This is a genomic window from Vreelandella sp. DA03-1M, from assembly GCF_055725665.1.
The window spans coordinates 992,016-1,012,353 of sequence record NZ_CM146798.1; the positions used below are offsets into that span (position 1 = coordinate 992,016).

At 56.8% G+C, this 20,338-nt stretch carries 14 protein-coding genes; 9 read left to right on the plus strand and 5 right to left on the minus strand.

The window, feature by feature from the left end; genetic code table 11:
* Window positions 1-7 precede the first annotated feature (7 nt).
* From ACXUPB_RS04725 to ACXUPB_RS04735, 3 genes are all read right to left on the minus strand, one after another.
* Window positions 8-772, minus strand: a complete 765-nt coding sequence (locus tag ACXUPB_RS04725) for an ABC transporter substrate-binding protein (protein ID WP_472955652.1) — start codon at window positions 770-772, stop codon at window positions 8-10.
* Between the two features lie 89 nt (window positions 773-861).
* Complete coding sequence (locus tag ACXUPB_RS04730) at window positions 862-1,629, minus strand: ATP-binding cassette domain-containing protein (RefSeq protein WP_035564217.1); 768 nt, start codon at window positions 1,627-1,629, stop codon at window positions 862-864.
* A gap of 234 nt (window positions 1,630-1,863) precedes the next feature.
* Window positions 1,864-3,210 (minus strand): glycerophosphodiester phosphodiesterase family protein, encoded by a 1,347-nt coding sequence (locus ACXUPB_RS04735; RefSeq protein ID WP_472956691.1) that lies wholly within the window; start codon window positions 3,208-3,210, stop codon window positions 1,864-1,866.
* 144 nt (window positions 3,211-3,354) lie between these two features.
* Between ACXUPB_RS04735 and ACXUPB_RS04740 the strand changes: the two genes are divergently transcribed.
* Both ACXUPB_RS04740 and ykgO read left to right on the plus strand, forming a co-directional pair.
* A complete protein-coding gene (locus ACXUPB_RS04740) occupies window positions 3,355-3,624 on the plus strand; it encodes a type B 50S ribosomal protein L31 (protein ID WP_035564221.1) in 270 nt (89 codons plus the stop codon).
* A 12-nt stretch (window positions 3,625-3,636) separates the two neighbouring features.
* Window positions 3,637-3,777, plus strand: coding sequence for a type B 50S ribosomal protein L36 (gene ykgO / locus ACXUPB_RS04745; RefSeq protein ID WP_082072625.1), 141 nt, complete (start codon window positions 3,637-3,639; stop codon window positions 3,775-3,777).
* A gap of 80 nt (window positions 3,778-3,857) precedes the next feature.
* Here the strand turns inward: ykgO and ACXUPB_RS04750 are convergent, their stop codons facing one another.
* Both ACXUPB_RS04750 and ACXUPB_RS04755 read right to left on the minus strand, forming a co-directional pair.
* Window positions 3,858-4,655, minus strand: a complete 798-nt coding sequence (locus ACXUPB_RS04750) for an inositol monophosphatase family protein (RefSeq protein ID WP_472955657.1) — start codon at window positions 4,653-4,655, stop codon at window positions 3,858-3,860.
* Window positions 4,656-4,782: 127 nt separating this feature from the next.
* Window positions 4,783-6,399, minus strand: coding sequence for an ATP-binding protein (locus ACXUPB_RS04755; protein WP_472955659.1), 1,617 nt, complete (start codon window positions 6,397-6,399; stop codon window positions 4,783-4,785).
* Window positions 6,400-6,658: 259 nt separating this feature from the next.
* Between ACXUPB_RS04755 and ACXUPB_RS04760 the strand changes: the two genes are divergently transcribed.
* The 7 genes from ACXUPB_RS04760 (at window position 6,659) to ACXUPB_RS04790 (ending at window position 20,337) form a co-directional block, all read left to right on the plus strand.
* Window positions 6,659-7,186 (plus strand): RNA polymerase factor sigma-70, encoded by a 528-nt coding sequence (locus ACXUPB_RS04760; RefSeq protein ID WP_472955662.1) that lies wholly within the window; start codon window positions 6,659-6,661, stop codon window positions 7,184-7,186.
* A gap of 123 nt (window positions 7,187-7,309) precedes the next feature.
* Entirely contained in the window at window positions 7,310-7,516 is a 207-nt protein-coding gene (locus tag ACXUPB_RS04765; RefSeq protein WP_472955664.1) for a FecR/PupR family sigma factor regulator, read from the plus strand.
* A gap of 254 nt (window positions 7,517-7,770) precedes the next feature.
* Window positions 7,771-8,016: an MbtH family protein gene (locus tag ACXUPB_RS04770; protein WP_144810397.1), complete on the plus strand. Its 246-nt coding sequence runs from the start codon at window positions 7,771-7,773 to the stop codon at window positions 8,014-8,016.
* A complete protein-coding gene (locus tag ACXUPB_RS04775; protein WP_472955667.1) occupies window positions 8,006-8,746 on the plus strand; it encodes a thioesterase II family protein in 741 nt (246 codons plus the stop codon). The genes ACXUPB_RS04770 and ACXUPB_RS04775 overlap by 11 nt, the downstream gene beginning before the upstream one ends.
* A complete protein-coding gene (locus ACXUPB_RS04780) occupies window positions 8,724-9,482 on the plus strand; it encodes a 4'-phosphopantetheinyl transferase family protein (protein WP_472955669.1) in 759 nt (252 codons plus the stop codon). Before ACXUPB_RS04775 ends, ACXUPB_RS04780 begins: the two co-directional genes overlap by 23 nt.
* A complete protein-coding gene (locus tag ACXUPB_RS04785) occupies window positions 9,475-10,476 on the plus strand; it encodes a TauD/TfdA family dioxygenase (RefSeq protein ID WP_472955671.1) in 1,002 nt (333 codons plus the stop codon). The genes ACXUPB_RS04780 and ACXUPB_RS04785 overlap by 8 nt, the downstream gene beginning before the upstream one ends.
* A 69-nt stretch (window positions 10,477-10,545) precedes the next feature.
* Complete coding sequence (locus ACXUPB_RS04790) at window positions 10,546-20,337, plus strand: amino acid adenylation domain-containing protein (RefSeq protein ID WP_472955674.1); 9,792 nt, start codon at window positions 10,546-10,548, stop codon at window positions 20,335-20,337.
* The last annotated feature ends 1 nt before the right edge of the window (window position 20,338 follow it).

A 20,338-nucleotide genomic window follows, 5' to 3' on the forward strand; every position in this document is an offset into this window, starting at 1 on the left:
GCTTCGTTTAACGGGCTAATAGCGCTTCGCTGAGTAACTCAGCGAAGCGCGCAGCGGATGGCAGCCCCCCAAAACTCCAGACCGCCGGTACGCGAACAACGCGGTTCTCTTTCACAGCGGGTAATTGCTGCCACAGTGCATTACTGGTAATGCCGTCGTCCATTCCTGAAGGGAGCGGCTCGACGATGATGATTGCCGCATCGGAGTAGCTCAACAGCTCTTCTAACGCTACCGTGGAGAACCCCCATTGATTGGTAGGTTGTTGCCAAACATTGGTCAACCCCAAGCGTTCTACCACCGCCTGAAACAGACTGTGCTCACCAAATACCCGTAGATGTCGCGCGTCGATAAACTGCACGATAAGTAGTGGTGGCTGTGGTTCCAAGCGTGCTTTTTGTTGACTCAGGTATGTTTCAACGCCATCAATCAGCGTGGCGGCCGCGGCTTGATTGCCGCTCAGTTTGGCTAGGGTCACCGTTGTGCGCTTTAGGCGCTGCCAAAGGGGACCTCCAGGCTGGTAGGTGGCCAGCGCAGTGATAGGAGCAATAGTACTCAACTGGTCGCTCAAGCGCATAAACAGCGGTGAGAGAAGGACGTGATCGGGTGCCTGCTGAGCAATGAGCTCGCGATTGGGTTGAGCACGCAGGCCGACATCAAGAACGCCACTCGGTAATCGCTCGACGCCAGCCCAACGCTGGTACTGGGGAATCTCTGCTAACCCAACGGGCGGACTATCTAAAGCGATCAGCGTTTCGGCTATTGTCCAATCCAAGGTGACTACCTTCGTTGAAGCAGCTACTCCATTGGATGTTAGGGTGCCAAGACAGGCCAACACTAACAAGCCACGGTGAAAGCAGTGTCTCATTGTGCAACAGCAATATTGTGCTCTCCGTTGGGATGTTTCATGACTTGCATCGGCAATCCATAAATCGCCTCTAAGGTACTACAGCACATCAAATCGCCAGGACTGCCATGGGCCAACAAGCGACCGCTGTGCAGTGCCATTAGCTCGTCGCAGTAACGTGATGCCATGTTGATATCATGCAACACGATAATCACACCAAGGTTTAACTCGTCACACAGCTTACGGATTAGCGCTAGCACTTCGATTTGATGGGCGATATCAAGCGCCGCTAAGGGCTCATCCAACAGCAGGAATCGGCTGCCCTGGGCTAGCAGCATCGCCAACCACACCCTTTGACGTTCACCACCAGAGAGTGTGTCGACCAAGCGGTCGGCAAAGGCCTCTGTGTGGGTCAGAGCAATAGCGCGATCAATAGCATCTTTGTCTTTCTGGGTGTGGCGGCCCAGCAGCCCGTGCCATGGGTAGCGGCCAAAGGCGACTAGCTCGCGCCCGGTAAGACTTTCTGCGCTTGGTAAATGCTGGGGTAGGTAAGCCACCTGGCGGGCAAACTCACGATTCCCCCAGTCACTCAGTGGGCGCTGATCAAAGTGAATCCCCCCCTGGCTTACCGGCTGCTGCTGGGCCATGAGCTTGATCAGCGTCGACTTGCCCGAGCCGTTATGGCCAATCAGGCCGTAAACCTTGCCCTCATGAAAGCTGTGGTCAATGGGGTTTAGAATCGACTTACCATTGATTTCAAAGGTGGCGCCTTTGACCTCGAACATGAATGACTCCTGGGGACGGGGTGAATAACAATAGTTCTATTCTAGTGCTAATGGTTCTCATTTTTAACAAAAAAATGAAAAGATTTACGTGAGAGAGGGCAAACGCCCTTGGGGAACGCAGGCAAGGGGAAAGTTTCAGCCAGCTAGCCTCCACTGATTGGCTAGCCAGTGAGCTTAGAGATGACTTAGATCGTTTATCAGGGCAGCTAAAACGCTAGCAGTTGGCTATGCCAGTCAGGGGGCACCCCGCTGGGCACAGTTATCATAGAAGGCAACCGTGGCTGGCCAATCGCTGAAGACGCCGATAACGCCAACATCATTGACGAGGGCATCCAAGGTAATCAGTTTGTCGCCATCACGCTGGATAACATCTTCAGTGGTGCTGTGGTACCACTGGCCGCCTTCCTCCAACGGCCCCGAGCGTTCCAGGGTCCATGCAATCATTGTTAGACCCGCTTCACGGGCACGTTGGGCATAGAGTGAAGGCTGCAAGCGCCTCTCCAGTTCATCGTTGCCGAAATCGGGATTCGTTTCTAGCAGCATCCAGGTGGGAGGGGCGATAATCTGAACACCGCTCTCCACCAGCGACTGCATACTTGGCTGCCACGTATCGGGGTTAGTGTGATCAAAGGACTCATCGCTGTAGCGGCCATCAAGGTAAACCGCCTGATTGCCAAACTCAGGCTCATGTTCAATCCAGTAAAGCACATCGTCTAGATTGAATGACTGCGGGAAGACGTCGCTGGGAGGAACGCCTGCCGCTTTGTACTCATCGATCATTTTTTGTGCGTACGCCTGCTGCGTAAATGCTTGCTCTGAACCGCCTGTAAACGGCATTTCAACCTCTGGCGCTTTCAGCTCTGGGGTCATCTGCACGCCAAGCTGCTGAAACAGCGCAATGCTGTCGGCATGGCTCATCAGTGTGCCGCGGGTAGCATACAGCTCTGTGCGCCATTCGGGTGTGCCTGAAAGGTACTCTTCAAGGGTAGCTGCATCAGTGTTAACCCCCTCCATGGTGCCTTGCAGGCTACGAAATTCGGCTAACGTAATATCGCTGGTACAGCAGCGTATATCGGCTGCATTTACTAGCTCGCCATTTTCTTCGTCAAAAGCGGGAGGCACGCTGCATTTTTCAGCTAAGTCGGTCTCGACGATGTTGGTGGTGTAGTGTAAATCGCACTGGGAGTGACGGCAGACGAGCTCCTCATCTGCGGTGAAGGCGACGTCGCACTCAAGAATACCCGCCCCGCCTTGAGCCCCGGCAATATAAGATTCGAGCGTATGTTCTGGAAACTGTAACGGCGCGCCACGATGTCCAATCGTCAAGGGAGAGCGCTGCCATTGGGTTTGCTCCGCAGCACAATTCAATAAAGAGGCTTTCAATTCGCGCTCGTGATCGTTATCCGCGCTCATGTCGTTAACCAAGAACAGCGGACGCGGCCCCAGCGTCACCTGCTGAGCCGCGTTAACCAGGGCATCATCCCAGCGCTTTGCGTCACTCTCTTCTTGAGCATGGGTGGTGTTAGCGGCTAGCAGGCCAACTGATATGAACGTAGTTGTTAGGAGACCGGGAGCCTTCATCAACGAGATTCTCTTTGCGGCGAAGTGGGTGTTTTGAGTGTAGGTAGGTTTCACGTGTTCTTCGATGACAACCTTTACATGCTAATGAGAATCATGTTTAATTGTTATGTTATCTTATATCTATTATAGTTGAAGGAGCCGAATATGCGAAAGGGGATTCATCCTGCTTATGACTACGTGGTATTTCGTGACACCAGCTGCGGCGCCACTTTTCGGATCCGTTCTACCTGCACCTCAAAGCAGACAATTGTCTGGAAAGATGGCAAGACCTATCCGGTGATTGATCTGGATGTCTCTAGCGCGTCTCACCCTTTCTATACCGGCGAGCAACGCAGGGTTTCCGCAGAAGGTCGGGTGGCGCGCTTCCAACAGCGCTTTGGTAGGGTTTCGCGTCAGTCTTCTGACGCCAAATAGCGGAGCTATAGCGTGCAAGTACTCAGCTCACTCAAGTCGGCCAAAAATCGCCATCCCGATTGCCAAGTGGTCAAACGTCGCGGGCGGCTCTATGTCATTTGTAAGACCAACCCCCGTTTCAAAGCGCGCCAGGGAGGAAAGCACAAAAAATAGGCCGAAGGGGCTTTCATCAGCCGCTTATTTGCGTCAATGAATCGACAACGCGCGAGTTCCGAGGTGACGTTGATCGTTTATCAACAGGCATTTAAGCACGCCAGCAATTGGCTATGCCGCTCAGGGGGCGCTGCAATTAGGCTGTCCCATTGAGCGGGATTCGGCTCGCCAGTGAGATCCGTGACGGTGTAGCCAGCTTCTCGGGCAATCACAATACCGGCGGCGATATCCCAAAAGTCGAGCTTAGCGCCTTGAGACCAAAACGCATCAAACCGGCCCAGGCTGGTGTAGGCGATCTCCAGCGCCGCTGAGCCTGGGCTGCGGATGCCGGCCACCCGGGGCATTAGGGCAGCGAGTTGATCTAGGGCCGTCGTGCAGTCGCCTTTAGCATGGTAGGGCAGGCAGGTGCTTATTAGCATCTCGTTGAGTGGGCGCGGTTCCGGCGTGCTGAGTGGTGTGTCGTTGAGGAAAACGCCGAAACCAAGGCTTGCCCAGAGCATTTCATCAAGCAGCGGTTGATAAACAACACCAATGATCAGCTCGTCACCTTTAGTCACCGCGATGGAAACCGAGAAGTGAGGCACCCCATGCAGAAAGTTGCTAGTGCCATCAAGAGGGTCAATGATCACGGTATAGTTGCTATCGGTGGGTGTAAGCCCGCTCTCTTCACCGAGGAAAGCGATATCGGGAAAAACGCTGCTGATACAGTCGATAATGATGTTCTCGGCGGCTGTATCGTAGTAGCTGACAAAGTCTGACGCCCCCTTTTGCTCAAAGGCAATCCGACCCTTGAGCGAATATCCCTCGCGTAACAGCGCACCCGCCTCGTACGCCGCCTGCTTCACCGTTTCGAGCAGGTCATTGCTGCTATCGAGCATTGTATTTCCCCTAAGCATGCATCGTGTCTTATTGAATGGTCAAAACTGTATCTATGCAATGTAACAAACCATTCAATGTAACTAGCCATTCATGACATACCGATGACAGCGGCGGAAAGCTTGATAACTAAGCCAGAGTTTCCACTTCAAACCCCCCAATTTGGCGCTGGACGCTAGAAAACTCCACGCCGATTAGATGGATGGGCTTGCCAGAGGCGAGATGCTTATCGGCATAGCCTTTGTGTTTGATCTGCGCCAGCGCTTTGCCTTCCGGCAGTTGTTCCACCACCTTGAACTCAAACAGGTAGATATGCCCACCAAAATCCACGCTCATGTCCACCTTGCCGTGGTGGCTGGCGTCTTCCACGGTCACATTCAGCCCCAAGGCTGCAAAGTGGCTGTAAAAGACGCTGGCATAATGGCCTTCGTATTTGGCGATGGGATTGTTGCGGTACCAGTCGTGGGGCAGACCTGCGTAGAGCGCTTTGAGGTGCGTTTCCAATCCGGCCAGGTCGTGTTGGCTTAAATGACGAAACAGCGTTCTGCGCTCGCGTGGGGCGTTCTCGACCCCCAGTGACGGCAGCAGCGCATGGTTGAGGCTGGTTTCGACTTCGCGGTTAGGGAAGCCAAGGGTGTACTGGCGGTAGCCCCGCAGAGGCTCTTCTACTTGCTGAATGGTCAGGTAACCGGTTTGAAACAGCAGGCCTTCGGTGCTGATCTGATCCACATCAAATTGGCTGAGCAATTCGTACTCGGTTTCCCAATGATCCAACGAGGGGGTAAAAACACCGCGCTGCTTAAGAATGTCGACCAAAAACGTCGGAGTTGCGGACTCAAACCAGTACGGGCCGAACTCGCGTTTCTGAAACAGCAACAGCACGTCGAAGGGATTGTAGACGGACGTTACCTCACGGCCACCCCAGCGGTAGCCGTTATACCACTGGCGGATCGCCTCGCGATCAAGGCCGGGCAACTCAGCGGTGAACACCGTGTCAATGTCCTCGTCGGTATAGCCGCAAATCGTGCTGAAGGGGGCATCCAGAGTGATATCGTTGAGGTTATTCAATCCTGAGAAAAGGCTGACCTTACTGAATTTGGAAACGCCGGTCAGCAACACAAAGTGCAAGTATGGGTCGGCGTCTTTAATAACGCTGTAAAGGTTCTTCAAACCCTCACGCAATTCCCGGGCGCGCTCCGGTACCAGGATATTGTCCAGAATCGGCTTGTCGTATTCGTCAATCAGAATGACCACCCGCTGGCCACGCTGCTGGTGGGCGGCACGAATGAGGGCGGAAAATTCACCCGGTATATCGGTTTTATGGTGGTGGGTAATGCCGAGTTGCTCACGTTGGACGCGCAGCTGCTCACGGATACGTTCATCCAGCCCTTCACGGCTCTGCATCACGCCATCGGCAAAGCTAATCCGAATCACCGGATAGCGCTGCTGCCAGTCCCACCTGTCGTGAATATACAACCCTTCGAACAGCGCCTGGCGACCTTCAAACAGGCAGCGCAGGGTGTCCAGCAACAGGCTTTTGCCGAAGCGGCGTGGCCGCGAGAGGAAGTAGTATTTATTCTGGTTAACTAGGCGCTCAATGTGCGGGGTTTTATCGACGTAGTAATAGTCACCCTCGCGGATATCCGAGAACGTCTGAATCCCGATGGGTAGCTTACGGCGGTGGGCATCCGTCACGGTGGGTCTCCAGAGCAAAAAACAGCGATACGAGCAGCAGTAGTTTAGCATGCTCAGGGGCTGAAATGCCTAGCCACGAGTCGTCAGCGTGCCGAGTGTTGTTCGCAGCCTAAGGCAGAGGTGTTGGTGGCAATGAATGAAGTAACAAGTGCTGGAGAGGGGGGGGAAACATCTCATGGAGCAGTGCCGCCAACAAGCATATCGTTATAAAAAGTGAGTTAGCTCTCACCCGTTGACTTACCAGGCTCTAACGCAAATAATAATTATTGCCATTTATTCCGTGGTGTTAATCAAGGCAGGAGGCCGAGCTGTGGATACCCAGACCTGGAGCGCTGAGTTAGAAGATATCTTCGTTAATCAGCGGCCCCGGCTCTGCTGTGTCGCTGCAAGAGTCTTGGGCAATGCTGATCAAGCCGATGATGTTGTGCAGGATGCCTATCTTAAAATTTCGGAAGCAACCACGCTTTTTGAGGTGAAGCAGCCCATATCCTACATATCACGTGTGGTGCGCAACCTCGCCATTGACCGCTGCCGTCGTTCCGCGTTTGAGTCAGCGCTGTTTGCAAAAGCAGAGGAGGGGGATAACGCCTCTTGTGCGTCACACTCACCTGAGGTGATTGCCATTGATCGCCAGGCATTGGCCCAGGTGGTCGAATCGTTGAACGAACTGCCAGAGCGTACGCGACGCGCATTTGAGCTTTACCGTTCGGGAAACCATACCCAGCGGGAAGTGGCGCTACAGCTAGGTGTTTCTACCACGTCAGTTAATTTTATGATTCGCGATGCACTGACTCATTGCCGCCAGTCGCTACAAGGTCAGACGTTGCCAGATCGGTAAGCCCACGTTCCGTCCCCTCTTTGTTGTCGCTTTGTTACACTGTCAGCAAATAGCGTTGATACTATTACACGCTTCCCGAAACAGGTGTTCAGCAGGCAGCAGTAGCGAGGTTTGACAATAACGATGGATAACGAAAGCGGCGATGATGCCGTTTGGCAAACGGCGCTAGACTGGCTGATGCGCGAACATGAAGAGACATTGAGCGATGCTGACCGCGAATCGCTCCATGCGTGGTTAGCGGCTTCTTCTCAGCACCGCCGGGTATTTCGTGAAGCCGAACAGCTCTGGCTGCTAACGGGGATGATTCCAAGTGGTGATGAGCGCAACTGATCAGCCACTGTTTTTTTACTCTCCTCCTTCGGTTGTCAGGCTAACTAAATGGTCGCGAGCTAAAGCTGCCTCCCACTGGTCCAATTCTTAGCCTGGCAAGGGTAATTCTATGCAGACACCCTAGCGGCTCCTCTCCTTATTTTTTCTATTTTCCTCCCTCAACATTAAATTTTCTGACGCCTCACTCGTCATTGAGTAATGAGAAGTAATTGCATTTTATTTCTCATTCCTTTGGCAACGATGAGGTTAGTCCCATGACAAGTTGTTTTGATCGTGAAGATGGTGTCTTCCGCGTATTAGTCAACCACGAAGAGCAGTACTCCCTCTGGCCAGAATGGAAAGCGATCCCTGCGGGCTGGACCGATACCGGCGTGCTTGGCGATAAGCCAACCTGCCTCGACTACGTCGAAAAGACCTGGACTGATATGCGGCCACTCTCGCTGCGCCAGTGGATGGATGCGCAAGCCAAAAGTGAGGCGGAGCAGGTGGATGCAGGTTAAGCGTTTAAGGCTGCTCTGCCTGCCTTGTGCCGGGGCTAGCGCCACTATGTATCTGCGCTGGAAGCGTCAGTTGCCCACCTGGATAGAGGTATATCCCGTCGAGCTGCCTGGGCGTGGTGAGCGCCTGGGTGAGTCGCTCATCGATGACTTCGAGACCCAGGTCGTGCGGTTGTGCGAAGAGCAGGCAACGCGGATGCGCGGCGACTTTGCCCTGTTCGGTCACAGCATGGGGGCGCTGCTGGCCTATGGCATGGCGGTACGCTTACGCGATGTGGGGCGCCCTCAGCCACGGATGCTATTCGCCTCAGGCAGCGCGGCGCCCTCAATGCGTGACTCAGAGCGCTTGGCGGGGCTTGATAACGATAAGGCCTTAATCGCAGATCTGCGCCAACAGGGCGGCACCCCAGAGGAGGTCTTCGAAAGCCCTGAGCTGCTGCGCCTTACCCTCGATATCTTGATGGCGGACTATCGCCTCTGCCGCAGTTTTCGCTATCGCGGCGGGTCGCCGCTTGCTTACCCACTGCAGGTACTCGCCGGGCGTGAAGACGATATTGAGCAAGAGCGTCTGGAAGCGTGGCAGCGAGAAGCGGGCGGGGCGTTCTCGTTGAACTGGTTCGAAGGAGGGCACTTCTTTATTCGCCAGCAGCAAGCACAAGTGCTGGAGACTATCGAACGGGCGCTGACTCGACGGCTTGAGGAGGTGCCCTATGCAGCGCCTGCGGTTAGCTGAAGGGGCGCCCGCAGGGCTTGAGGTCTGGTGTTTAGCGCTCGACCTGAACGCCCCGGTGGCCGACGAAGATGATCGACTGCTGAGTCGAACCGAATGGCAGCGTGCCCAGCGGCTTCGCTGTCACGCCGATGTCGTACGCGCCGTGGCGACTCGCGCGGCCCTGCGGCGACTGCTATCAGCCCACACCGGTATAGCGCCAGAAAAGTTGGTGTTCACTCAGAACGCTTACGGCAAACCGGCGTTGGAAAACGCTGATGGGCCTGCTTTCAATGTCTCCCACTCTGGCCATGTCGCCCTGATCGCGCTTGCTCCCGGCGGCGCGGTGGGGGTCGATATTGAGCGCTGCCGACCCGAGGCCGAACTGGCGCCGCTGCACGGGCTGGTGCTATCGCCGAGTGAGCAGCTCGACCACGCACGCGACAGCTCCGCACTGCCCTTTATGGAGCGCTGGGTGGTTAAAGAGGCGGTGCTCAAAGCTTTGGGCCTAGGCATCGCTGATCATTTGCGGTCGCTCTCGATCGCTTCCTCTTTAGGGCCGCCAGGCACCTATCACCTTGAGCACTCGCTTCCCATGTCATCACCTTTGCAAGCATGGCCGCTGCCAGCGCCGAGTGGCTATGCCGCTGCCCTGGGCTATGTCGACAAAAGCTATGTCGACTCGGACTGCACCTGCTATGCCCATGGCGCCCAGGGCCAACGCGACTCAACGACTTTTCAGGAGATCCATCATGGATAATCAAAGCGCAACACCAACGCAACCAACCAACACCATATCCAAACGTCAGGGGCCTGCTGATTCGGAGCTGCCCATTATGATTTCCCCCACCTATCCAGGGCAGCCGCTGCTGGAAGCCTTTGGCGAGTTGCGTGCTGATATTGAGACGCTGGTGGCCAGAGTCGGTGGGGTGTTGCTAAGAGGCTTCGATGTTCCCTCCGTGGACGATTTTCAGCAGTTTGCTGCCGCCTTTGGTCATCCGCTGCTGAGCTATGAGTTCGCCTCAACACCGCGTTCAGCGGTTTCGTCAGGCATTTATACCTCGACCGAGTATCCCGCTCATCAACATATTCCCCTTCACAATGAGCAGGCCTACACCCGCGAGTGGCCGATGAAAATCTGGTTCCACTGTGTCACCGCTTCACCCGAGGGCGGTGAAACCCCTATTGCCGATAGCCGCGCCATTTACCGCCGTATGCCGGTAGAGATTCGTGAGCGCTTTGCCCCCGGGATTCTCTACGTACGCAACTACGGCGATTTTGATATGCCTTGGGAAAAGGTGTTTAACACCGAAGACCGCGCCGAAGTGGAGGCATTCTGCCAGCGTGCGGGGATTCGCTGTGAATGGAAACCCGATGGCGACCTGCGTACTACCCAGCTATGCCAAAGCATAGAGACTCACCCTGTCACCGGTGAGCAGGTGTGGTTCAACCAAGGCCATCTTTTCCATGTCTCCAACCTGCAGCCAGAGGTACGAGAGTCGCTGGAAGAGCTGCTTGACCCCGAAGACATGCCGCGCAACGTCTTCTTTGCCGATGGTAGCCCCATTGACGATGCCATCTTCGATGAGATTCGCGGTGTTCTGGCCGAAGAAACGGTGATGTTCCCCTGGCAGGCAGGCGATGTGCTGATGCTCGACAACATGCTGGTCGCCCATGCGCGCACGCCGTTTAAAGGGCCGCGCAAAGTCGTCGTCGCCATGGCGGAAGGTCACGGCAACCTCTCCAACGACTAAACATAACGCCTCATCTCACGGCCAGGAGTTCCAGCAGGTACGCATATGAATATAAGGCACGCCCAGACAATGAACAGCCACCCGTCCCATAATGTTGCTAACAACAGCTTCGTTGAGCATTTAAGTCGCCTGGCCCAGGAAAGGCCCAGCGACAGGGCGCTGATTGTAGTGAACGCTCAAGGTGATACCACCCTTGATTACGCCACCTTGGAGCGGCGTTCGCGTGCTTTGGCCAGCGAGCTACAGCAGCGGTTCCCGGCGGGTGAGCGTGCCTTGATCCTGCTGGATAACGATGAGCACTACGTGGTGGCGTTCTTCGCCTGCCTGTATGCCGGGGTGATTGCCGTGCCGGTCTTCCCTCCAGAGTCGGCCAAGCAGCAGCATCTGGCGCGCCTGCTCGCCATTGCCGCCGACTCTCAGGCCGCCTGTGTGCTCACCTCTACAACGATTATCGATGTGGTCGCATCGGCAAGCGAAGGCTTCGGCAGCGCCGAACTGATCCCCGTGGATGCCGTAGATGAGAGCCGCGCTGAACACTGGGTCGAACATCACCCCAAGCGTGGTGATATCGCCTTTTTACAGTACACCTCAGGCTCCACGGCCACGCCCAAAGGCGTTATGGTCAGCCATGGCAACTTGATGGCCAACGAGCGTGCTATCGAGACGGGCTTCTCGATTGGTGCTGATGATGTTTTCGTCAGTTGGCTGCCGCTTTACCACGACATGGGGCTGATTGGCGGCCTGCTGCAGCCCATCTATCGCGGTATCCCTGCGGTATTGATGAGCCCCACCTTCTTTTTACAGCGGCCGGTACGCTGGCTGGAAGCGATCTCCCGCCACCGGGGCACCATTAGCGGTGGCCCCGATTTTGCCTATCGGCTGTGTCTTGAGCGTATCCGCGACGAGCAGCTTGAGGCGCTCGATTTATCCAGCTGGCGGGTCGCGTTCTCAGGCGCTGAGCCGGTACGCCACGATACCCTCACTGGCTTTATCGAGCGCTTCCGCCCAGCGGGCTTTGCCGCTGACACCGCAGCACCCTGTTATGGCTTGGCCGAAGCGACGCTATTGGTTAGCTGTAATTCGCGCGGTACGGGCGTGGTGGGCACGGCTTTTTCTCAACAGTCGCTGGCCGAGGGAAAGGCTGCCTCAGCGGTTGAAGGCAACACCCTGGTGGGCTGCGGTACACCGGAACCTTGTCACGCTATCGATATTGTCGATCCTGAGGGGCTTCACTCGCTGCCCAATGGTGAAGTCGGCGAGATCTGGGTCAACGGGCCCAGCGTGGCACATGGGTATTGGCAGAATCCAGAAGCAACAGCGAAAGCCTTTGTCACCCGCGATGGGGTCAGTTGGCAGCGCACCGATGATACTGATGCACAGAACCACGATGCTCGCGATGATCGCTGGCTACGCACCGGCGATCTGGGCTTTCTGCACGAGGGGCAGCTGTATATTGCCGGGCGTATCAAAGATCTCATCATTTTGCGCGGCCATAACGTCTACCCACAGGATATCGAGAGCGCTATCGAGGCGGAAGTGGAAGCAGTGCGCAAAGGGCGCGTGGCGGCCTTTGCCGTGACCACCCCCGAAGGCGCCGAAGGCATTGGCGTCGCGGCAGAAGTCTCTCGCGGCATACAGAAGCTAGTGCCCGCCGAGAAGTTGGTCGAAGCGCTAAGCGAGACGGTGGGATCCGCTTGCCACGAGCCACTTTCGGTAGTGCTACTGCTCAACCCAGGTGGCCTTCCCAAAACCTCCAGCGGAAAGCTACAGCGCAGCGCCTGCCGCCAAGGCTGGGAGGCGGGTAGCCTGGATGCCTACGCCATTCACGCCTTTGGGCATTTTGTCAGTGGTGGTGACGCTGAGGACGCTGGTGGTGGAGAGTCATCACAATCTACTGCGGAATCAGGGAGCGAAACCGAGCAGACGTTAGCGATGCTCTGGCGCCAAGCGCTGGGAAACAACAAGGAAACGCCACTGGGAAGCAATGCTCACTTCTTCGCCAGCGGGGGTAATTCGCTGGCGGCGGTTCGACTAGCCGCCGCCATCAGTGATCACTGGGGCGTCGAGCTATCTCTGCACGCGCTGTTCGAGCAACCGCGCTTGTCTGCCATGGCTAAAGCTATCGAAGCATGCCTGGCGGCATCATCGGATCAACGGGTGCTGGTCATCCCACGCCTTGAAGATGCTCAACGTCAAGGCGATATACCGTTGTCAGAAGGGCAGCGTAGCCTATGGCTGACGTGGCAACTCGATCCCCAGAGCGCTGGTTACAATATGGCAGGGGCACTGCACCTCAAGGGGGTGTTGGATCTATCAGCGCTCAATGCAGCGCTGGAGGCCCTTGTTCAGCGACATGATATTTTACGTACTTACTACCCCTTGAGTGAGGCGGGAGAACCTGTTCAGCGGCTAGCGCAGGACTGGAGTCCTGAGCTGATCTGCAACGATATACCCGGTGATACCGTGGTTGAACAGGAGCAGGCATTGCATGACGCACTCACTCAACTGGCGCGGCAGCCTTTTGATCTTGAACAGGCGCCTCCTTTAAACGTCGTCCTCTACCGCTTGTCCACGGAGCACCATGTGTTAGCTGTCGTGCAGCACCACATTGCTGGCGATGGATGGTCAGTACAGGTGCTCATCGATGATCTATGCGCATTTTATGAGAGCGCCTGCACACAGCGAGACGTCGAGCTTGCACCTCTGCCAATACAGTTCGCAGATTATGCGGTTTGGCAGCAGCGTCAGCAGCACAGTAGTGAGCGGCAGGGCCAACTTGCTCACTGGTGTGAACGCCTCTCCGGGGATCATCCCCCGCTAGCGTTGCCCTTGGATCGCCCACGCCAAGCGATGTCCGCACCGAGCGAAGGCCACCTGCGCTTTACGCTTCCCGGTGAGTTGAGCGAGCAGCTACGTAGCCTAGCCCGTGAAAGAAACGTTTCACTCTATGCCGTGATCTTGGCGCTATTGAAGCAGACGCTGTATCGCTTTAGCGGTGAGACAGATATCAAGGTAGGGGCGCCGATTGCCAATCGGCATAAAGCCGAGCTTCAGGGCTTAATTGGGTACCTTATCAATGTCGTTGTGTTGCGCACTCAGATTGATCACACTGGAAATTTCGACCGTTTGTTAGATGAGGTGAACGCTACCCTGATCGATGCCCAGCTGCATCAGGATGTCCCCTTCGATCAAGTGGTGGAGGCGCTACAGCTAGAACGGCAACCGGGGGTACATCCGCTATTTCAGGTGAAGTGTACTCAGCAGGAAATGTGGCAGGCGGAGCGTCACGTGGCTGGCCTGGCCATTCAAGCCGAGCAGGTATTCACGGGTATTGCTCACTTCGATCTGAGTCTCGATTTTTGCGATGAGCCTGAGGGAATAACAGGTCTATTCGCCTACTCCGCAGAGCTGTTCGATGCCGCTACGATCGAGCGTTTCTGTCAGGCATTCCGGTGCCTGGCTGAGCAGGTCGTCGCTGATCCGCAGTCTCACACGGCGATGCTGGCGCTACCCGAGCCTATCTCCGTGCTGGAAGGCAACCAAAGCGAATTTCTTGCTCAGGATATACCCACCCTGCTGTCGAAAGCGGTGGCAGCTAATGCTGATGAGTTAGCCATAAACGACGGGCAGTACCGTTATACCTATGCCAGCCTGGATGCCCAAGCCCAGAGTCTGGCACAGGCGCTAATCGCAAAAGGCGTTGGTTCCGAGGTGCGTGTTGCCATTCACGCCGAGCGTTCATGCGAGTACGTGCTCGGCATTCTCGCCGTACTTAAAGCGGGTGGGACGTTTGTACCGCTGGATCCGCAACTGCCGAGTGAACGTTTGGCCTATCAACTGGCTGATAGTGGTGCTCGCTTAATGCTGAGCAGTACGGCTTGCGACTGGAATGGTGACGTTCCGGTAATGGAACTGGCGTTTGCCGACGATATTTCGGCTGCAGTCGAGCACGAACCACCCGTCATTCATCCCCAGCAGATCGCCTATGTGATCTATACCTCTGGCTCCACGGGCAAGCCTAAAGGGGTGGCGGTTAGTCACGGTGCTCTGGCCAATTACGTACAGGGCGTTCTGGAAGCGTTGGCGCTACTAGAGGATGCCCGCAACATGGCGATGGTCTCGACGGTAGCGGCGGATCTGGGGCATACGGTGCTGTTTGGTGCCTTGTGCACCGGCCGCACCTTGCACCTTATTTCCCCCGAGTGCGCCTTCGACCCAGATGCCTTTGCGGCTTATATGCGGGAACAGCGGGTGGATGTGCTCAAGATTGTGCCCAGCCACCTGCGGGCACTGCTGAGTGCTGCAAACCCGGCTGACGTGCTTCCGCACGAACGCCTGATTCTGGGCGGCGAAGCGACCGACTGGGCGCTACTGGCGCGTATTGCCGAGCTTAAGCCCACCTGCGGGGTGCTCAATCACTACGGCCCCACGGAAACCACGGTAGGTATTCTCACCCAGCAAGCCGACATGGCCGATCGAGCTGCCAGCACGCTGCCGATCGGCACACCGCTGGCCAATGCTCGGGCCTATGTGCTCGATCCCTGGCTTAATCCGGTGCCGAAGGGTGTTGCCGGTGAGCTCTACTTGGGTGGCCCAGGGCTGGCTCAAGGCTATCTACAGCGGCTGGGGCAAACGGCGGAACGTTTCGTTGCAAGCCCCTTCCATCCGGGGGAGCGGCTCTATCGCAGCGGTGACCGCGTGCGCCAACTGGCCGACTGTAGCCTGGAGTTCCTTGGCCGTGTGGATGATCAGGTCAAGATTCGCGGCTATCGGGTGGAACCGAGCGAGGTCGCTGCCCTGTTGCGCGACCAGCCAGGGGTCTCGGAGGCCGAAGTGGTCGCTCGGGAAAATGAGGAAGGACGCGCGCAACTGTACGCTTATGTGGTGATGGCAGCCGGGAGCGACGTTGAAGATGCTGTGTTACTCGCGCAGCTTGGCGAGCGCGTGCCGGACTATATGGTTCCCAGCGCCCTGGTACGGCTGGAGGCTCTGCCACTAACCGCCAATGGCAAGCTGGATCGCAAGGCGCTGCCCGAGCCAGTGCAAGCCGGTAGTGGTAAAACCTTTGAAGCGCCCCAGGGAGAAGCAGAAGAGACGTTGGCAGCGGTCTGGGCTGACGTGATCGGCTGCGAGCAGGTGGGGCGCAACGACAACTTCTTCGAGCTGGGTGGTGACTCCATCCTCAGCTTGCAGATCGTCGCGCGCTCGCGTAAGCGTGGCTACAAGGTAACGCCCAAGCAGTTGATGGAAGGGCAGACCATTGCCGCAGTGGCGGCGATGGCCACGCCCTTGGTGGCTGCCGCACCTAAACAAGCGGCTGCGCCCAGCAAGGCTGCTTCCTTTGCGCTGCTGCCGGTACAGCGCTGGTTCTTCGAGCAGAACTTTGCCAAGCCACACCACTGGAATCAGTCGTTGATGCTGGAAGCGGACAGTGGTGTAGATACCGCGCTGCTACGGCGTGCCATTGAGGCAGTGGTAGATCACCATAGCGCCTTGCGGCTGCGCTTTGAGCGCGTTGGCGATAGCTGGCAACAAGCCTATGGCAAGCTAGCCGACGATCTCCTCAAGCACGTGGACGTAAGCGATCATGCGGATCCGGCGCAGGTCATCACCCAGGCTGCCGATGCTGCGCAAAGCAGTCTGAGTTTGGCGCGGCCGTTCCGTGCTATCTGGATGGCACTGGGAGGCGAGCGCGGCGGACGATTGCTGCTAGTGGCTCACCACCTGGTGGTGGACGGCGTCTCGTGGCGCGTGATCCTCGACGACCTGCAAACGGCCTACGCGCAGTTAAATGCAGGAAAGATAGTCGACCTACCACCGGCAACCACCTCGCTAGATGAGTGGGCGCGTGCCCTGGCCGACTATGCCAAATCGGAGGCTTTGGCTGAGCAATGCTCCTATTGGGAGAGCCTTGTCAAAGAGCCAGAGCCTAGCCTACCTGCACATAATCCCCATGGCAGCAACACCGTCGCCGATACCGCATCGCTCGTTGGCAGTTTGCCTACCGAGGCGACCACGCAACTATTGGGGCCGGTGCATAAAGCATACCGCACCCAGGTGGATGACCTGCTTCTCACTGCACTATCGAGCGCCCTGTGCCAATGGGCAGAGAGAGAGAGCGTACTGATTGAGCTGGAAGGCCATGGCCGCGAAGACCTGTTCGACGGTGTCGATCTCAGTCGCAGCGTAGGTTGGTTCACCTCGCTCTACCCGGTTCGCCTGAGCCCAGATAATGCGGAGCCCGGCACAAGCCTAAAAGCAATCAAAGAGCAACTTCGCCAAGTGCCTGAAAAGGGGCTCGGCTACGGCGTGCTGCGCTATTTGAAAGAAGAGCCCGCGCTGGTCGGTGGTGCCTACCCCCAGGTCACCTTCAATTATCTAGGCCAGTTGGATCGCTCCCTACAGGGCGATGGGGCCTGGCGGCTCGCCAAAGAGAATGCAGGGCAGGCTCGCGCGCCGCAAAGCAAGCGCCGTACCTGGATTGAGGTGGTGGCCTGGGTTCAAGATGGCCAACTGCGCTTCGACTGGAATTACAGTCGTGAGATTCACCGCGAGGAAGCGATACACGCCTTGCAAGCAAGCTTCCAAGCGCAACTTGAGGCACTGATTAGGCACTGTGCTAGTGGCGTTCGTGGCGCAACACCTTCGGACTTCCCGCTGGCGGGGCTGAGTCAAGAGCAGCTGGACGGCTTGCCTATTGCCACCGACCAACTGGCGGATATCTATCCGCTGTCACCACTCCAGCAGGGCATGCTGTTCCATAGCCTCTACGATGACCAAGATGTGGCCTATCTCAACCAGTTGCAGGTAGAGATTACCAACCTGGATATCGAACGCTTCCAGCGCGCCTGGCAAAACGTACTCATGCGCCATGAGATATTACGCAGCGGCTTCCTGGAGCGAGCTGGAACGCCGCTGCAGTGGGTCGCACGTACCGTCGACTTGCCGTGGTTCGAGGCGGATTGGAGCGAACGAGCGGATCTATCAGGAGCGCTTGAGAGGCTGGCCGAGGAGCAACGGGCGCCATTCGATCTGACGGCGCCGCCCCTGATGCGTTCGGCGCTGGTGAAAATAGCAGATACCCGGCACTGCTTTATCTGGACGCGCCACCATCTGCTGCTGGATGGCTGGAGTACCTCGCAACTGATGGGTGAGGTATTGCGCAGTTACGCAGGGGAGACTCTGCCACCTACAGAGGGGTGCTATCGCGATTACATCGCTTGGCTCCAGCGCCGTGACACTGATGCCAGTGAAGCCTACTGGCGTGACCAATTACAGCATCTCGATGCGCCTACGCATCTCGTCAGCGCCATGCCTAGACCCCATGAAGCGCAAGCTGGGCATCAAGAGATCACCCTGTCACTGGATAGCACGACCACTCAGCAACTGGAGAGTTTCGCCAAAGCGGCTCGCATAACGCTCAATACGCTAATGCAAGGCGCCTGGTCGCTGCTGGTGGCACGTTACACGGGGCAAGATAGCGTCTGTTTTGGCGCGACCGTAGCCGGGCGACCTGCGGAGCTACCGGCGGCAGAGCAGTTGATCGGCCCCTTCATCAATACCTTACCGGTCATTGTCTCACTAGATCCCTCGCTTCGCGTCGATGAGTGGTTGCGCCAGTTGCAGGAACAAAACCTGGCGAGTCGTGAACATGAGCATACGCCGCTTTACGAGATCCAACGTTGGGCGGGGCAGGGTGGCCAGTCGCTGTTCGATAGTTTGCTGGTATTCGAGAACTATCCCGTTGATGCAGCATTGCATCAGAACCTGCCGGATGAATTGGTGTTCGGCGAGGTGGCCAACCGCGAACAGACCAATTACCCCGTCACGCTGGTGATTTTCCAGAAGGAAACGTTGGAGCTTTGCTGTGGCTATTCACGATCACAGTTAGATGATGCCGCTGCCGAGATGTTGATCCAGCATCTGGTAGGAGCGCTTAAACAGTTGAGTGAGTCGGCCACTCGACGAGTCGGTGAAATCGACTGGTTAAGTGACGGTGAGCAGCAACAGCTTGAGGCGTGGAGCGTTAATGATGAGCATTATAACTGGGAGGGCCCGATCCATCGTTTGATTGAGCGTCGTTCCAATATAGCGCCTGGAGCTACAGCCCTCATTTTCGATGATCAGCATCTCAGCTACGCCGAGCTTAACACCCGGGCCAATCGCTTGGCCCACTATCTGATTGGTTTTGGCGTACAACCTGAGACTCGAGTAGGCATCGCTGTTGAGCGCTCCGTCGATATGGTGGTGGGGCTGCTGGCTATCCTCAAGGCGGGTGGCGCCTATGTACCGTTGGATCCGGATTATCCGAGCGAGCGGCTGGCCTATATGGTTGAAGACAGCGGTATTGAGCTGCTGCTTACCCAACAGCACCTTCGCAATACGTTGCCGGTGTCTGAGAGCCTTGGCGTTATCGAGCTGGATCAATTGGACGTGGCGCATCATGCGTCAACCAACCCGGAGGTGGCACTGCACGGTGAACATCTCGCCTATGTCATTTACACCTCGGGTTCTACCGGGCGCCCTAAGGGTGCGGCCAACCGTCATCACGCGCTGACCAACCGCCTGCAGTGGATGCAAGACGCCTATGGGCTGACGACCGACGATGCGGTGCTGCAGAAAACGCCATTCAGTTTCGATGTCTCGGTATGGGAGTTCTTCTGGCCGCTGATGCAGGGGGCGCGGCTGGTGATGGCGCCGCCGGGAGCCCATCGCGAACCGGCACAATTGGTCGAGCTAATCCGTAGCCATAACATCACTACACTGCACTTTGTACCTTCAATGCTTCAGGCCTTCTTGGCTCATGGCAAGGTTGAAGACTGCACCAGTCTGACGCGCTTGGTATGCAGCGGTGAGGCGCTGCCGGCCAAACTGCAGGATCAGGTATTTGCCCGCTTACCTCAAGTGGCGCTCTACAACCTCTACGGCCCCACCGAAGCGGCCATTGATGTCACCCACTGGATCTGCCAAGACGATGGGCGCAACCACGTAGCTATCGGTCAACCCATCGCCGGTATCCGCACCTACGTGCTGGATGGAGATCTTAACTTAGCGCCACCGGGAGTTGCGGGGGAGCTCTATCTCGGAGGCATTGGGTTGGCACGGGGCTATCTGCACCGCCCTGACCTTACCGCAGAACGTTTTGTCGCCGATCCATTTGCGCAGGGCGAATGTCTCTACCGCACCGGCGACCTAGTGCGCTGGCGGGAAGATGGTCAGCTCGAGTACCTGGGCCGCCTCGATCACCAGGTGAAGATCCGCGGCCTGCGTATCGAGCTTGGCGAGATCGAAGCCGAACTACTCTCTCAGCCGGAGGTTCGCGAGGCAGTGGTAGTCGCTCAAGAAGGCCCCGGTGGTTTGAGGCTGGTGGCCTATGTGGTGCCCCAGGCCGACAGTGAACTCGACACTAGTTCACTGCGTGAAGCGCTGGGGCAGCGACTGCCGGGCTATATGGTGCCGGGAGTCGTGGTCACGCTCGATACGTTACCACTGAACCCCAACGGCAAGGTGGATCGCAAGGCGCTACCTGAGCCGGATTTGGCCATTGGCTCGCAGTACGAGCCGCCTCAAGGCGAGGTGGAAGTGGCACTGGCGAATATCTGGTCAGAAGTCCTTGGCGTCGAGCGTGTGGGGCGTCATGACAACTTTTTCGACTTAGGGGGGCACTCGTTATTGGCTTTAAGAGTGCAAGCCAGAGTGGAGGAACATTTCTCTATACGACTTCCCCTGCGTATCTATTTCGAGCAGGCCACTTTGGTCTCGATGCGTGAGTCCATTCAGGAGTGGGGTGAAAGCGTGAAAGAGGAAGAGGGCGCACAGCTCGAAAAGATGGCGGCGCTATTAGATGGTATGGAGAGCTGAT